Origin of the sequence: Pseudomonas sp. G166 (assembly GCF_037027455.2) — a bacterium.
Lineage (GTDB): Bacteria > Pseudomonadota > Gammaproteobacteria > Pseudomonadales > Pseudomonadaceae > Aquipseudomonas.
The window spans coordinates 4,652,312-4,667,849 of record NZ_CP146985.1 but is presented as its reverse complement, the minus strand read 5'-3'; the positions used below and the strand labels follow the sequence as shown (position 1 = coordinate 4,667,849).

Here is a 15,538-nt window from a genome sequence, read left to right as displayed (position 1 = left end):
TCCCGTGACGCTCTGCGTCACCTTCCAGAAGCGGAACGCAGAGCGTCCCTGGCGGCGTTCCCACGCGGGAGCGTGGGAACGATCACAACAACCCGGTTCACGGCTGCCAATGATTTTTCTCCCCACTCAACTTGCGATCCAGAAAACTGGCGGCGCTGATCAACGCCAGGTGAGTCAAGGCCTGGGGTGTATTGCCCAAGTGGTAACCGTGGCTGTCGAACTCTTCGGCGTACAGCCCCAGCGGGTTGGCGTAGCGCAGCAGTTGTTCGAATTCCAGCTGGGCTTTTTCCACGCGGCCGGCGCGGGCGAGGCATTCGACGTACCAGAACGAGCAGGCGGCGAAGGAGCCTTCGATGCCGCCGAGACCGTCGATGGGGCTGTCGTCGTTGCGGTAGCGATACACCATGCCGTCGCGCACCAGGCTTTTCTCAATGGCGTCCAGTGTGGACAGCCAGCGCGGATCGCGGGCGCTGACGAAGCGCACCAAGGGCATCAACAGCATCGCGCCGTCGAGGGCGGTACTGCCCAGGCGCTGGACGAAATGCTGGTGTTCCTCGTTCCAGAAATTGTTCCAGATGTCTTGGTAAATCGCCTGGCGGGTCTCGTCCCAGCGGGCGAACGGGGCGGGCAGGGAGCGTTTTTCGGCGAGGCGGATAGCGCGGTCGACGGCGACCCAGCACATCAGTCGCGAATGCAGAAAGTGTTGTGTCTCACCGCGCATCTCCCAGATGCCCACATCCTTGTCCTGCCAGACCTCGCACACTTGGTCGACCACGTCGACGGTGTGTTTCCAGCCTTGGTGGGAAATGGCTTCGCCGTATTTATTGACCAGGTACACCGCGTCCATCAGCTCGCCGAAGATGTCCAATTGCACCTGTTGGTAGGCGAGGTTGCCGATGCGCACCGGCTGAGCACCGCCAAAACCGCTCAAGTGCGGCAACTCGGTTTCCGGCAGCTCCAGCCGACCGTCCAGGCCGTAGAGAATGTTGAGTTTGACCGGCTGGTCACAGCAGTCGCTGACCCGCCCGCGCAGCCAGCGCATATAAGCATTGGCTTCTTCGACGAAGCCCAGGCGCATGAATGCGTAGACCGTGAACGAGGCGTCGCGGATCCAGGTGTAGCGGTAATCCCAGTTGCGTTCGCCGCCGCGAGTTTCCGGCAGGCCGAAGGTGGCGGCGGCGAGGATCGCGCCGTGTTTGCGCGAGGTCAGCAGTTTCAGCGCAAGGGCGGAGCGGTTGACTATTTCCCGCCAACGCCCCCGATAGGTGGATTGGCCGATCCAGCCGCGCCAGAACGCCAGGGTCCGCTCCAGGCATATTGTGCTGACGTCATCCTGCAGTCGTGGGTCGTCGATGCCGCCGAGCAGGAACTCGGCGCTCTGGCCCTGTTCCAGGGTGAATTCGGCCACCGCCGCGTTGCCGTCCAGCCTCATGGGCTGATCGGCGCACAAGCGCAGGCTCGGCTGCCCCGACGCCTCGAAACAGATGTGGGCACCGTCCTGGCGCGCGGTGGTGACTGCCCGGGCATAGTCGTGGCGCACCGCGCAGCGCATGCGAAACGTTGTGCTGCCGACAGTCATGCGCACCCGGCGCATCAACACCGGCAGATCATCCTCGCTGTCGCCGATGGGTAGCAGGTCGGTGACTTCCACCACGGCGCCGTCGCTCAGCCAGCGGGTTTGCAGCACGTTGGTGTCGGGCAGGTAGATTTGTTGGCGACGGGCATCCGGCAGGTCGGGCGCGAGTTGGAAAATGCCCGCCTCCGGGGTGTCCAGCAGCGAGCAAAAGAGCGATGGGCTGTCGAATTCCGGCCAGCAGAAAAAGTCGACACTGCCGCGGTCATTGACCAGCGCAGCAGTGCGCATGTCGCCGATGATGCCGTGGTTTTCGATGGGGCTTTGTGGTTCGTGGTCGTTAGCCATTGCCGCGAAACCCCGGGTAAAGGCTCATCCCGCCATCGATGAACAACGTGGCGCCCACCACATAATCGGACAAGTCCGACGCCAGCCAGACCACCGCGTTGGCGACGTCTTCCACGTCACCCACGCGACCGTAGGGAATCAGCTCCAGCAATTTCTGCTCCTGCTCGCCCTCGGTGGCCTCGCGGTTGATGGCCGTGCTGATCGCGCCGGGGGCGATGCTGTTGATGCGGATGCGTTGGTGGCTGCTCTCTTGGGCCAGGCTCTGCATCAGTTGATCGACACCGCCCTTGGACGCGGCGTAGTTGATGTGGCCGGCCCAGGGAATGCGCTGGTGCACCGAACTCATGTGAATGATCTTGCCAGCGGCCCGGGACACGCCCTGGCGAATGCCCTGACGGGTGAAAATCCGCAGGGCGGCGCGGGCGCAGAGGAATTGGCCGGTGAGGTTGGTGCCGATCACGGTGTTCCAGTCTTCCAGGCTCATGTCGACGGCGGCGGCGTCTTTTTGCAGGCCGGAATTGGCCACCAGGATGTCCAGCGAGCCAAAGGCTTCGAGGGTCTGGGCGAACAGCCGTTCGACGTCTTGCTCCTTTGCTACATCGGCACCGACGGCGATGGCGCGGCCGCCGTTGTCGTTGATTTCACGGGCCAGGTCTTCGGCCGGGCCGGCGCTGGAATGGTAGTTGAGTACCACGGCGGCCCCGGCGTCCGCCAATGCCCTGGCGCAGCCGGCACCAATGCCGGAACTGGCACCGGTAACGAGGGCGACTTGTTGGGCGAGGGATATCTGCATGGTTTAGCACCTTGAACGGAGGGCCTTACCTGCTGACTGGCGTGAGGCGTGCAGAGTTCATTTAGGTGAAACAGTCTTCACCATTACCAACCCCGCCCCGAATTCACCCAGAAATTCACCGACAACGACGTGGACACCGACTCCACCTGATGAAACCAGCCTTCCGGCAGAAACAGCAGGTCCCCGGCCCCCAGCGTCACCCGTATGAAAGTCACGTCGCGAGCGTTGGGGAAGCGTTGGTAGTCCGGCGCATCCGGGTTGAAATCACAACCGTCCAGCCCGCCCTGGGGCGCCGTGGACCAGGTGCCGAGGGCTTCGCGGTGATGGGGGGCGGCGAGGGTGAAGGTTTTCTCGCCCCAGACCTGGGCGAACAGGTTATCGGTGTCATCGCGGTGCAGCGGTGTAAGGGTGCCCTTGGGGCCGATCCAGATGCGCGGTGGGATGAACAGCGAGCGGTCGAAGTAGGGCGGGTAGTTGATCTGCTCGATCAACTGCGCTGGCAGGATGTTGTTGCCCATGTAGGCCGGTGGTTCGCCGTCGCTGCCCTTGACCGCCGGGCTGTCCAGGGAGGCAATGAAGTCGGCCATGGACGTGGATCGGAAATCCCGCTCGGTGGAGAAGGTTTTCTTCACGTAGTCGCCGTGGCGGGTGATGCCTTGCAGCTCGGCAAAATGCACCAGGGATTCTTCGCGGCTGAGCTTGAACAACGGCCAGTCCTGCAAGGCGTCGCTGATGACCAGCGGAATACCGTGGGGCAAATAACGCGCTTGGAACTCCTGCACCGACAGCCCACTGCGGGGCCGACGCTCCACGCTACGTTGGACCGGCAGGCTGGCGGTGAGTGTTTCGCTGAAACGCGATGGGGTGGGGTAGCGCTTGTTCATGTCGACCTTTTCCGCCACGCCACCGCCATGCCGGGCATGGTCGATGATCTGCGGCAGCAACGTCGCCAGGCCCATGTTGCCGCCGATCTTTAGGCGACCGCTGGCAAACAGTTCTTCAACGTTGGCCATGCCGGCCATGATCCCGAGGAAATCCTTTTCCGCCACTTCAATGGTCACGTCAGGGCGGGTGTGCCGCCCGGCCTGGGTGTGGCTGTTGGCCCTGACCTCGGACCAATACGCCTGATGCGGGCCGAACACGAATTGGAAAACGCCTTCGATGCCAACGGCGCCGGCATTGGCGAACAGCTTGCCCAGGATGGTTTGCAGGTCCACGGCGGTCACTCTTGTGGGTTTTGGTCTTAGCAGGTAACGAGGGCCTGGAGCCGAAATTTAGGCCCTCGTCGCTGCGTCATCGACCCTCGCCCTAGCGTGTCGCGACCATGAATACCCGGGGAAACGGCAGCAGCACGGTCCCATCTTCCAGGGGCGGGTAAGCCTGTTCGATCGCCTTGAGGTAGTGCGCCAGGTACTGCTCGCGTTGCGTCTCGTCCAGCGGTTCGAGAAAGGGCCGCAAGCCGCTGCCCTTGAACCACTCCACCACGCCTGCGGCGCCGCCGGCCAAGGGGTGATGGTAGGTGGTGCGCCATACATCGACGCGACTGCAGTGGGGCTTCAGGATGGAGTAATAGGTGCTGGCATCTTCCACTTCCGTACGCGAGTCGGCTGCCCCGGCCAATTGACTGGCCCAAGGACCGTTGGCGGCAACTTCCCGCATCAAGCGGTGGGACGGCTGGTGCAGGGTGTCGGGCATCTGGATCGCCAGGCTGCCGCCCTGGGCAAGTTTGCTCACCAGCGACGGCAGCAGGCTGGCGTGGTCGGGCAGCCATTGCAGCACCGCGTTGGCGAAGATCACGTCGAACGGCCCGGGCTCGTTCCAGCGGCCGATGTCCGTAGTGTCGAACGTCACTGCGGGCAGACGCTTGCGCGCGGCGTCGACCATGTCGCTGGAACTGTCCAGGCCGCGCACTGTGGCACCGCTGAAATGTTCCACCAACAGTTCGGTGGAATTGCCAGGGCCGCACCCCAGGTCGATCACCGAACGGGCCTGGGTGGGGGGGATGGCGGCGAGCAGGTCCCGGGACGGACGGGTGCGTTCCTGTTCGAAGGTGACGTATTGCTTGGCGGACCAGCCCATGGCGTTCTCCTGTGCGGCGCAGTGAGTCGAGGTGCCGCCAGTATAAAGCCGGGTGAAGAGGATGGAGCGACCGTAACGGTTTTGATTAATTCTGTGGGCTACGTTTTCGTTATCTTCCCTACACGACCGATCGGAGAAAACCGCAGTGACCCAACTGACCTTGCTGTGCCTGCCTTATTCCGGCGCCAGCGCAATGGTTTACAGCCGCTGGCGGCGCGCGTTGCCGCAGTGGCTGCAGGTGCAGCCGGTGGAACTGCCGGGGCGCGGGGCTCGTTTCGACGAGCCGCTGCACACCGACATGGGCCCGTTGGCGATGCAACTGGCCCGGGAACTGCTCCCGTCGCTCCGGGCACCTTATGCCTTGTTCGGCCACAGCCTGGGTGCGCTGCTGGCCTGCGAAATCGCCCATGCCTTGCGTGAGCTCGGTGGCCCGGAACCGGTGGCGCTGTTTGCCTCCGGCACCGCGGCACCGACAATGCGAGCCGACTATGACCGGGGTTTCGCCGAGCCGAAAACCGATGCTGAATTGATCGAACAACTGCGTACCCTCAACGGTACCAGCGAGGAGATCCTGGCCAATGAAGAGTTGATGGCCCTGACCTTGCCGATCCTGCGGGCCGATTTTTTGCTGTGCGGACGTTTCCAGCCGCGAGTGCGACCACTGCTCAACTGCCCGGTGCACGTACTCGGTGGTACCGCCGACAAGGCCACCACGGAGCAACTGATTGGCTGGCGCCGCGAGACGTCGGGCAGCTTTTCGGTCGACATGCTGGCCGGCGGGCACTTTTTCATTCATGAGCACGAAGCCCGGGTGCTGCGGCTGATCAAGGATCAGTTGAGCGTGCATCAGCGGCGGCATGGGGTGGCGATCAGCGCTTGATTTGATTCCCGGCTCATTCAAATGCCGCCCCACATCGGCTGGGGGGGGATTCGTCCCCTGTGGGAGCGAGCTTGCTCGCGATAGCGGTGGGTCAGCTTGCTGTTCATTGACTGACACGACGCCATCGCGAGCAAGCTCGCTCCCACATTGCTCGCTCCCACATTGCTCGCTCCCACATTTAGGTCTGCATCCTTCTGAACCCCCCGTCCTACCTCCCTTCCTGATACAGATTCTCAAACGCTAATTTTTCCGGTCTGCATTCGTTTTAAAGGGACGACTTGCCTTTGTGCCTTGTGCCCACTGATTCCGGATACCCCAGAAATGAATGCTGAAGACGCCTTGAAACTTGCTCGCCGGTTTATCGGGTTGCCCCTGGACAAGCGCCGGATGTTCCTGGCCGCGTTGGCCAAGGAGGGCGTGGAGTTCAGCGGTTTTCCCATTCCCCAGGGCGTCGAGGCCGAGGATCGCCAGGCCTTGTCTTACGCCCAGCAGCGCATGTGGTTTCTCTGGCAACTGGAGCCCGACAGCGGCGCCTACAACCTGCCGGGAGCGGTGCGGCTCAAGGGTGCACTGAACCTGCCGGCGCTGGAGCAAGCTTTCGCCAGCCTGGTGGCCCGGCATGAAACCCTGCGTACGGTGTTCCAGCGTCAGGCCGACGACAGCCTGTTACAGGTGCCGACCAGCGCGCCCCTGGAGATCGGCAAAACCGACTTCAGCCACTTGCCGGCCGCCGAGCGCGAGCAGGCGGTGCGCCGGGCCGCCGAGGCGCAATCGCTGCAGCCTTTCGACTTGTCCAGCGGCCCCTTGCTGCGGGTCGAATTGCTCAAGCTCGATGACCAGGAACACGTGCTGCTGTTGACTTTGCACCACATCGTCTCCGACGGCTGGTCGATGAACGTGCTGATCGACGAATTCATCCGTTTCTACGACGCCCATGAAGCGGGCGTTGCCCCGCAGCTGGCCGATTTGCCGATCCAGTACAGCGACTATGCCCTGTGGCAGCGGCGCTGGCTGGAGGCCGGCGAGCTGCAGCGTCAACTCGATTACTGGCAGGCGCAACTGGGTGACGAGCACCCGGTGTTGGAGCTGCCAATCGACTATCCACGCCCAGTACTTCCGAGCTATCGCGGACGTCGCCTGGAGCATGTGGTGGAGGCTGCGCTGGTCGAGCAACTGCGCGGCGTTGCCCGGCAGCATGGGGTGACCCTGTTCATGCTGTTGCTGGGCACGTTCAATATCCTGCTGCACCGTTACACCGGACAAGACGACCTGCGGGTCGGCGTGCCGATCGCTAACCGCAACCGCCGGGAAATCGAAGGGCTGATCGGTTTTTTCGTCAACACCCAGGTGTTACGGGTGCAACTGGATGGCCAGGCCCGCCTCGGCGACCTGCTGCGAGACATCAAGGAAACCGCCCTCGGCGCCCAGGCCCACCAGGATCTGCCCTTCGAACGGCTGGTCGAGGCGCTGAAGCTTGAGCGCAGCCTGAGCTACAACCCGTTGTTCCAGGTGATGTACAACCACCAGCCGGAAGTGGCCGATGTCACCACGCTGAAAGTCGGCAGCGGCCTGGAGTTGGGCGTCATCGAGTGGGAGTCCCGCAGCACCCAGTTCGACTTGAGCCTGGACACCTACGAAAAGGCCGGGCACTTGCACGCGGCGTTCACCTACGCCAGTGACTTGTTCAACCCCGAAACCATCGAGCGCATGGCCCGGCACTGGACGTTGCTGTTGCGCAACATCGTCAACGACCCGCAGCAGCGCGTCGGCGAGCTGGCGTTGCTGGCTCCGGCCGAATATCGCCAGTTGGTGACCGAGTGGGGGCGCCACGACACGACCTGGCCGAGCGAGCGCCCGGTGCATGAACTGTTCGAGGCGCAAGCTGAACGCAGCCCGGATGCCATCGCCTTGATCTGCGATGGACAACGGTTGACCTATGACCAGCTCAACGCTCGCTCCAATCGCCTGGCGCGCACGTTGGTGGCCGAGGGTGTCGGTCCTGACGTGCTGGTGGGCATCGCTGTCGATCGGAGCCTGGAGCTGGTGGTCGCCATTCTTGCCGTGCTCAAGGCCGGCGGTGCGTACGTGCCGCTGGACCCTCAGTACCCGGCTGAGCGCCTGCGGTTCATGATCGAAGACAGCGCCAGCCGTTTGCTCCTGAGCCAGAGCCATTGGCTGGAACGCCTGCCCGTACCCGAGGGCGTGCGTTGTCTGTGCCTGGATCAGGCCGAGTCCTGGGAGGGTGCCGAGCCAGGCAATCTGCAACGCAAGGTATGGGCCGAGAACCTGGCCTACGTGATGTTCACCTCCGGCTCGACCGGGCGCCCAAAGGGCGTCGGTATCAGTCACGGCGCGCTGAGCAAGCATGCGTTCGCCTCGCAGCACTATTACGCCTTGAGCAGTGCCGATTGCGTGCTGCAATTCGCCACGTTCAACTTCGATGCCTTTGGCGAGCAGCTGTTCGGCCCGCTGACCTGCGGCGCCTCGGTGTTGCTGCGCGGTAACGAGGTGTGGGACAGCGAAACCCTGTACCGCCAGATCGTCGAGCAGGGCATCACGGTCATGGACCTGACCACTGCCTACTGGAACATGATCGCCAAGGAGTTCGCCGCTGTCGGTCCGCGTGACTACGCGGCGCTGCGCCAGGTGCACAGCGGTGGTGAAGCCATGCCACCCGAAGGCGTGCAGGCCTGGCGCCGGGCCGGGCTGGAGCAGGTCAAGCTGCTCAACACCTACGGCCCGACCGAAGCCACGGTCACCGCCACCACCCTTGATTGCAGCGATTACGTCTTCAATCGCCGACCACTGCCGCTGACCCTTCCCATTGGTCAACCGCTGCCAGGCCGCCACACCTATCTGCTCGATGCACACCTTGAACCCACCCCGGTGGGGGTGATCGGCGAGCTGCTGATTGGCGGCGAATTGCTGGCGCGCGGTTACTTCCAGCGCCCGGGCTTGACCGCCGAACGGTTCATCCCTGATCCGTTTTCCACCACCGGCGCGCGCCTGTATCGCACCGGTGACCTGGCACGTTTCAACACCTTGGGCCAGATCGAATACGTCGGTCGCGTTGACCATCAAGTGAAGATCCGCGGTTTGCGCATCGAGCTGGGGGAGGTCGAAGCACGCTTGCTGGAGCTGGATGCGGTCAGCGAAACCGTCGTGCTGGCGGTGCAGGGCGGCAGCAGCCTGCAACTGGTGGGGTATGTGGTGCCCAAGGACGCAGCGCTGGTGTCGGCCTCGGCCGAGCAGCAGGGCGCGGCGCGGGAAACCCTCAAGGCGCAACTCAAGGAGCGCCTGCCGGATTACATGGTGCCGACTCAGTTGCTGTTCCTTGCGCAGTTGCCGCTGAGCCCCAACGGCAAGCTCGACCGCAAGGCCTTGCCTTCAGTCGATGCCAGCCAGTTGCAGCAGGCCTTTATCGCGCCCCGCAGCGAACTGGAACGAGGCATCGCGGCCATCTGGCAGGACGTGCTCAAGCTGGAGCAGGTCGGCCTGACCGACAACTTTTTCGAGCTGGGCGGCGACTCGATCATCTCGATCCAGGTGGTCAGCCGCTCGCGGCAGGCAGGGATCCATTTCACTCCCCGTGATCTGTTCCAGCATCAAACCGTGCAAGGCCTGGCGAGCGTCGCGCAGCAGGGCGGCAGTGGGCTGGTCATCGATCAGGGACCGGTCATTGGCGGGCTGCCGTTGCTGCCCATCCAGCAGGTGTTTTTCGAGGACGCCATTGCCCAGCGTCACCACTGGAACCAGGCCGTCCTGTTGCGCAGCCATCTACCGTTGCAGGCACCGGCACTGCTACAGGCCCTCAACGCACTGCTGGCGCATCACGATGCCTTGCGTTCGCGCTTCGTCGAAACCCCCGACGGCTGGCGTGCCGAGGTGGCACCGGTGGTGGTCGACCCTGAGCTGCTGTGGACGGCGGACAACCTGAGCGCCGCCGAGCTGGAAGAGCTCTGTGCCAAGGCCCAGTGCAGCCTGGATCTGCAAAATGGCCCGCTGCTGCGTGCGGTACTGGCGAGCATGGCCGATGGCAGCCAGCGTCTGTTATTGGCCGTGCACCACCTGGCCGTGGACGGTGTGTCGTGGCGCATCCTGCTGGAAGACCTGCAACGGACTTATCAACAGGCCAGCGCCGGCGGCGCTATCAAGTTGCCGGCCAAGACCAGCGCCTACAAGGCCTGGGGCGAACATTTGCAGGCCTACGCCAGCACTGAAAGCGTGCAGGCCGAACTGACATTCTGGCAGCAGCAACTGCAAGGCGCGGTGGTGGATCTGCCCTGGGATAACCCCCAAGGCAGCCGGCAAAGCCGTTACGCCAAAGTGCTGCACAGCCGTCTCGACAAAAACCTCACCCAGCAACTGCTGCAACAGGCTCCCGCAGCGTATCGCACCCAGGTCAATGACCTGCTGCTGACCGCCCTGGCACGGGTGATCTGCCGCTGGACCGGGCATGCCGACACCCTGATCCAACTGGAAGGCCATGGCCGCGAAGAGTTGTTCAGCGACGTCGATCTGACCCGTACGGTGGGCTGGTTCACCAGTCTGTTCCCAGTGCGCCTGACACCGGCCGATAACGTCGGGGCCGCGATCAAGCAGATCAAGGAGCAACTGCGGGCGATCCCGAACAAGGGCATCGGTTTCGGTGTGCTGCGCTACCTCGGCGACGACACTTCACAGGTCTGTCTCAAGGCCTTGCCATTGCCGTGCATCACTTTCAATTACCTCGGCCAGTTCGATGGCAGTTTCGATGCCCGCGAGGGCGCGCTGTTCAGCCCGGCGAGCGAAAGCGCCGGGCTCGAGCAGAGCCCTGATGCGCCGCTGGACAACTGGCTGGGCATCGAGGGCCAGGTCTACGACGGTGAGCTCGACTTGCGCTGGACGTTCAGCGATCAGCAATTCAACGAGGCGACCATCGCCCGCCTGGCCGATGACTATGCCCGCGAACTGGAAGCGCTGATTGGCCATTGCTGCTCGGCCGATGCCATGGGCGCCACGCCGTCGGACTTCCCGCTGGCGCGCATCACCCAGGCGCAGCTGGACGCGATCCCGGTACCGGCTGGCGCTATCGAAGACATTTATCCCCTGTCGCCGATGCAGCAGGGCATGCTGTTTCATACCCTCTACGAGCAGGGCACCGGCACCTACATCAACCAATTGTGCGTGGATGTCGACGGCCTGGACCCCGAGCGTTTCCGCGCCGCATGGCAGGCGACCGTGGACGCCCATGAGATCCTGCGCAGCGGTTTCATCTGGCAGGGCGAGTTGCACGAGCAATTGCAGATCATCCACCGTCGTCTGGTGTTGCCCTACACCTTGCTCGATTGGCGCGAGCGCCATGACGCCGCCCAGGCCCTCGAGGATTTCATTGCCGCTGACCTGGCCAAGGGCTTCGACCTGACCCAGGCCGGGCTGCTGCGGGTCACGCTGATTCAGTTGAGCGATGCGCGTCATCACCTGATCTTCACCAACCACCATATCCTGATGGACGGCTGGAGCAGCGCGCAGATGCTCGGTGAAGTCCTGCAGCGCTATGCCGGTCAACAGCCACCGCGCCCGGTCAGCCGCTACGCCGATTACATCCAATGGTTGCAGCGCCAGGACGCGGCCCTTAGCGAAGCGTTCTGGCTGGAGCAACTGGCCGACCTGCAGGAGCCGACCGTGCTGGCGAACGCCGCTGCGGCGAGTGCTGAAGTGCGCGGCGAAAGCGCTCATGCGCTCAAACATTACACGCTGGACGCGCCGCGCACCGAACGGCTCAACGCGTTCGCCCGCCAGCAGAAGGTCACCGTCAACACCCTGGTGCAAGCCGCGTGGCTGTTGCTGTTGCAGCGTTACACCGGCAGCGCCTGCGTGGCGTTCGGCACCACCGTGGCGGGGCGGCCGGCGGAGCTGGTGGGCATCGAGCAGCAGGTCGGCCTGTTCATCAACACCTTGCCGGTGATCGCCGGCTCGCGTCCGGACCAGACGGTCGCGGCCTGGCTGGCCGCCGTGCAGGCGCAGAACCTGAGCCTGCGCGAGTTCGAGCACACGCCGCTGGCGAACATCCAGCGCTGGGCCGGGCAGGGCGGTGGCGCGCTGTTCGACAGCCTGCTGGTGTTCGAGAACTTCCCGATTTCCGCGGCGTTGCAACGCGGCACCGCTCAAGGCGTGGTGTTCGGCGAAGTCGCCAACCAGGATCAGACTCACTACCCGCTGACCCTGGGCGTGACCTTGGGCGAGACGCTGGCGCTGCACATGAGTTTTGACCAGGCGCATTTCAGCGTCGCAACCATCGAGCGCTTGAGTGCGCAACTGCTGCACTTGCTGGAGCGATTCGCCGAGTCCGCCGAGCGGCGCCTCGGCGAGATTGCCCTGGCCGATGACGAGGAGCACAGGGCGCAACAGGCTGCCAACCACCCGCAGCCATACCCGACCGACATCGCCGTACACCAGCGCATCGCCCACTTGGCGGCGCGAAAACCGCACAGCACGGCGGTGATCTTCGACGGCCAACACTTCAGCTATGGCGAGATCGACCGTCGGGCCAACCAACTGGCCCATGCCCTGATCGCCCGTGGCGTGGGCCCGGAAACCCGGGTCGGCGTGGCCCTGCCGCGCAGCGAAGGGGTGATTGTCGCGCTGCTGGCGGTGCTCAAGGCCGGCGCTGCCTACGTGCCGTTGGACACCAGCTACCCCCGTGAACGCCTGGCCTACCTGATCGAGGATTCGGGGCTGGCGCTGTTGCTCACCGATTCCCGGGTGTCGGCGCAACTTCCCCTGGAAGCCGCGGCCCAGGTGCTGGAACTCGATCGCCTGGACCTGAGCCGGCAGCCGGCGGATGCACCATCGATCACTGTCGATCCGCAGAACCTCGCCTACGTGATCTACACCTCCGGTTCCACCGGCAACCCCAAGGGCGTGAGCGTGGCCCATGGTCCGCTGGCGATGCACTGCCAGGCCATTGGCGAGCGCTACGAGATGCGCGACAGCGATTGCGAATTCCATTTCATGTCCTTCGCCTTCGACGGTGCCCACGAACGCTGGCTCACCAGCCTGACTCACGGCGCCTCGCTGCTGATTCGCGACGACAGCCTGTGGACCCCGGAACAGACCTACAACGCGATGCGCGAGCACGGCGTGACGGTGGTGGCGTTCCCGCCGGTGTACCTGCAACAACTGGCCGAACACGCCGAGCGCGAGGGCAACCCGCCGAAGGTGCGCATCTACTGCTTCGGCGGCGATGCGGTGCCCAACGCCAGTTTCGAACGGGTCAAGCGCGCCCTGGATCCGGACTTCATCATCAACGGCTACGGCCCGACCGAAACCGTGGTCACGCCGCTGATCTGGAAGGCCGGTCGTGAGGTGGCGTGCGGCGCCGCGTATGCGCCCATCGGCAGCCGCATTGGCGACCGCAGTGCCTACGTGTTGGACGCTGACCTGAACCTGCTGCCTCAAGGCATGGCCGGTGAACTGTACCTGGGCGGCAGCGGATTGGCCCGGGGTTACCTGAACCGTCCGGGCCTGACCGCCGAGCGCTTTGTCGCTGATCCGTTCAGCACTGAAGGCGGCTTGCTGTACCGCACTGGCGATCTGGTGCGCCAACGCGCCGACGGCACGTTCGATTACCTCGATCGCATCGACAATCAAGTGAAGATCCGAGGCTTCCGCATCGAACTGGGTGAAGTCGAAGCCAGTCTGCAAGCCCTTGAGGGTGTGCGCGAAGCGGTGGTGGTGGCTCAGGAAGGTGCTGCTGGCAGCGGCAAGCGTCTGGTTGCCTATGTGGTGGCTGATGCACCCGCGCCGAAGGATTTCGCCGAGCACCTGCGCGAACAGCTCAAGGCGACCTTGCCGGCGCACATGGTCCCGGCCTATCTGCTGCTGCTTGAACGCTTGCCGCTGACCCCCAACGGCAAGCTCGACCGCAAGAACCTGCCCAAGCCCGACGTCAGCCACTTGCAGCACACCTATGTGGCGCCGCGCAGCCAGCTGGAGCAGCAACTGGCGTCGATCTGGCAGGACGTGCTCAAGCTCGAGCAAGTTGGCCTGCGGGATAACTTCTTCGAACTGGGCGGCGATTCCATCGTCTCGATCCAGGTGGTCAGTCGCGCCCGGCTGGTGGGTATTCACTTCACGCCGAAGGATCTGTTCCAGCACCAGACCATCGAGGCCCTGGCTGCCGTGGCGCAGACTGGCGCACCGCTGCAAGCGATCGACCAGCAACCGGTGACTGGCGAAACCGCGCTGCTGCCGATTCATCAGTGGTTCTTCGCCCAGCCGATCCCTGACCGCCATCACTGGAACCAATCGGTGATGCTCAAGCCGACCCAGGCGCTGGATGCCCAGGCACTGGAGCGGGCCTTGGGCGCGCTGGTCGTGCACCACGACAGCTTGCGCCTGGACTTTATCGAGCAGGGCGAAGGCTGGACCGCGCGTTATCGTGAGGTCGAGGCGCAGGCCGCCGGCACGTTGCTGTGGCAAGCCGAGGTCGCTGATCTCGCCGAGCTGGAAGTGCTGGGCGATCAGGCCCAGCGCAGCCTGCAACTGGACGGCGGGTCGCTGATCCGTGGGCTGCTGGCGAACCTCGCCGATGGCACGCAGCGGCTGCTGCTGATCGTCCATCACCTGGTGGTGGACGGGGTTTCCTGGCGGATTCTGTTCGAAGACCTGCAAAGCGCTTATCGCCAGACCCTGGCGGGCACTGCGGTGCAACTGCCGGCCAAGACCAGCGCGGTCAAAGCCTGGACCGCAGCGTTGCAGGACTACGCCGCCAGTGCCCCCTTGCAAGCTGAACTGGGCTTTTGGCAGCAACAGTTGCAAGGCGCCGCGGCGGGGTTGCCGTTGGACAATCTCCAGGGCGGCCAGCAGCATAGCCAAGCCGTGACGATCCGCACGGCACTGGATAAAACCCTCACCCGACAACTGTTGCAACAAGCCCCGGCGGCCTATCGCACCCAGGTCAACGACCTGTTGCTGACCGCGCTGGCGCGGGTGATGGTGCGCTGGACCGGCGCGGACAGTGTCTGGGTGCAACTCGAAGGCCACGGCCGTGAAGATCTGTTCGCCCACGTCGACCTGAGCCGGACCGTCGGCTGGTTCACCAGCCTGTTCCCCGCGAAACTGACCCCGGCTGCCGATCTTGGCGCCTCGCTCAAGCAGATCAAGGAACAACTGCGCGCCATCCCCAACAAGGGCATTGGCTTCGGCGCCTTGGCGCACCTGGGCGATGAACGTGCGCGTCATACCCTGCAAGGCTTGGCGAAACCGCAACTGACCTTCAACTACCTCGGTCAGTTTGACGGCAGTTTCGACGCGGCCGACGATGCCTTGTTCGTGCCAACCACTGAGCGCGGCGGCGAAGAAGTGAACCTGCAGGGCCCGTTGGGCAGTCCGCTGGCCCTCGATGGCCAAGTGTTCGGCGGCGAGTTGGACCTGAGCTGGACCTTCAGCGCTGACCTGTTCAACGCCGTGACCATCCAGCGCCTGGCCGATGACTATGTGCAAGAACTCACGGCGCTCATCGCCCATTGCTGCGACCACCACAGCGGTGGCGTGACGCCGTCGGATTTCCCCCTGGCGCGGTTGACCCAGGCGCAACTGGACACACTGGTCCCACACCCCCAGGCCATCGACGACCTCTACCCACTGTCGCCGATGCAGCAGGGCATGCTGTTTCATACCTTGCTAGAGCAGGGCAGCGGCGACTACATCAACCAGCTGCGCCTCGACGTCGAAGGCGTCGATCCGCAACGCTTCCGGGCGGCCTGGCAAGCAGTAGTCGATGCCCATGACATCCTGCGCAGCGGCTTCTTCTGGCAGGGCGATCTGGCGCAGCCAGTGCAAATCGTGCAGCGCCGGGTCGAGGTGCCGTTCCGTGTGCTCG

General features: G+C 64.1%; 6 protein-coding genes (1 of these 6 only partly in view). 2 read left to right on the top strand and 4 right to left on the bottom strand.

Going from position 1 to position 15,538, the window contains the following annotated elements; all coding sequences use genetic code 11:
• Window positions 1–97: 97 nt before the first annotated feature.
• From SGN16_RS20305 to tam, 4 genes are all read right to left on the bottom strand, one after another.
• Window positions 98–1,921, bottom strand: a complete 1,824-nt coding sequence (locus tag SGN16_RS20305; RefSeq protein ID WP_210639704.1) for a glycoside hydrolase family 15 protein — start codon at window positions 1,919–1,921, stop codon at window positions 98–100.
• Window positions 1,914–2,714 carry an SDR family oxidoreductase gene (locus tag SGN16_RS20300; RefSeq protein WP_210639703.1) on the bottom strand — a complete coding sequence of 267 codons (801 nt, stop codon included), beginning with the start codon at window positions 2,712–2,714 and terminating at the stop codon, window positions 1,914–1,916. The genes SGN16_RS20305 and SGN16_RS20300 overlap by 8 nt, the downstream gene beginning before the upstream one ends.
• A gap of 83 nt (window positions 2,715–2,797) precedes the next feature.
• The gene (locus SGN16_RS20295; protein WP_335944526.1) at window positions 2,798–3,931 is read right to left on the bottom strand and encodes a cupin-like domain-containing protein; all 1,134 of its coding nucleotides are present in this window, start codon (window positions 3,929–3,931) and stop codon (window positions 2,798–2,800) included.
• Window positions 3,932–4,022: 91 nt separating this feature from the next.
• Window positions 4,023–4,793, bottom strand: a complete 771-nt coding sequence (gene tam, locus SGN16_RS20290; protein WP_335944525.1) for a trans-aconitate 2-methyltransferase — start codon at window positions 4,791–4,793, stop codon at window positions 4,023–4,025.
• 145 nt (window positions 4,794–4,938) lie between these two features.
• Between tam and SGN16_RS20285 the strand changes: the two genes are divergently transcribed.
• Window positions 4,939–5,673, top strand: a complete 735-nt coding sequence (locus SGN16_RS20285; protein WP_210639700.1) for an alpha/beta fold hydrolase — start codon at window positions 4,939–4,941, stop codon at window positions 5,671–5,673.
• Window positions 5,674–5,994: 321 nt separating this feature from the next.
• On the top strand, window positions 5,995–15,538 hold the 5' portion of the coding sequence (locus SGN16_RS20280) for a non-ribosomal peptide synthase/polyketide synthase (RefSeq protein WP_335944524.1). 2,987 nt of this gene lie beyond the right edge of the window; only the first 9,544 of its 12,531 coding nucleotides appear in the window; its start codon is at window positions 5,995–5,997; its stop codon lies off the right edge, out of view.

Bases quoted from the DNA above. Each gene is read 5' to 3' on its own strand.
- SGN16_RS20305 (WP_210639704.1), bottom strand. From the start codon at position 1,921: ATGGCTAACGACCACGAACCACAAAGCCCCATCGAAAACCACGGCATC.
- SGN16_RS20300 (WP_210639703.1), bottom strand. From the start codon at position 2,714: ATGCAGATATCCCTCGCCCAACAAGTCGCCCTCGTTACCGGTGCCAGT.
- tam (WP_335944525.1), bottom strand. From the start codon at position 4,793: ATGGGCTGGTCCGCCAAGCAATACGTCACCTTCGAACAGGAACGCACC.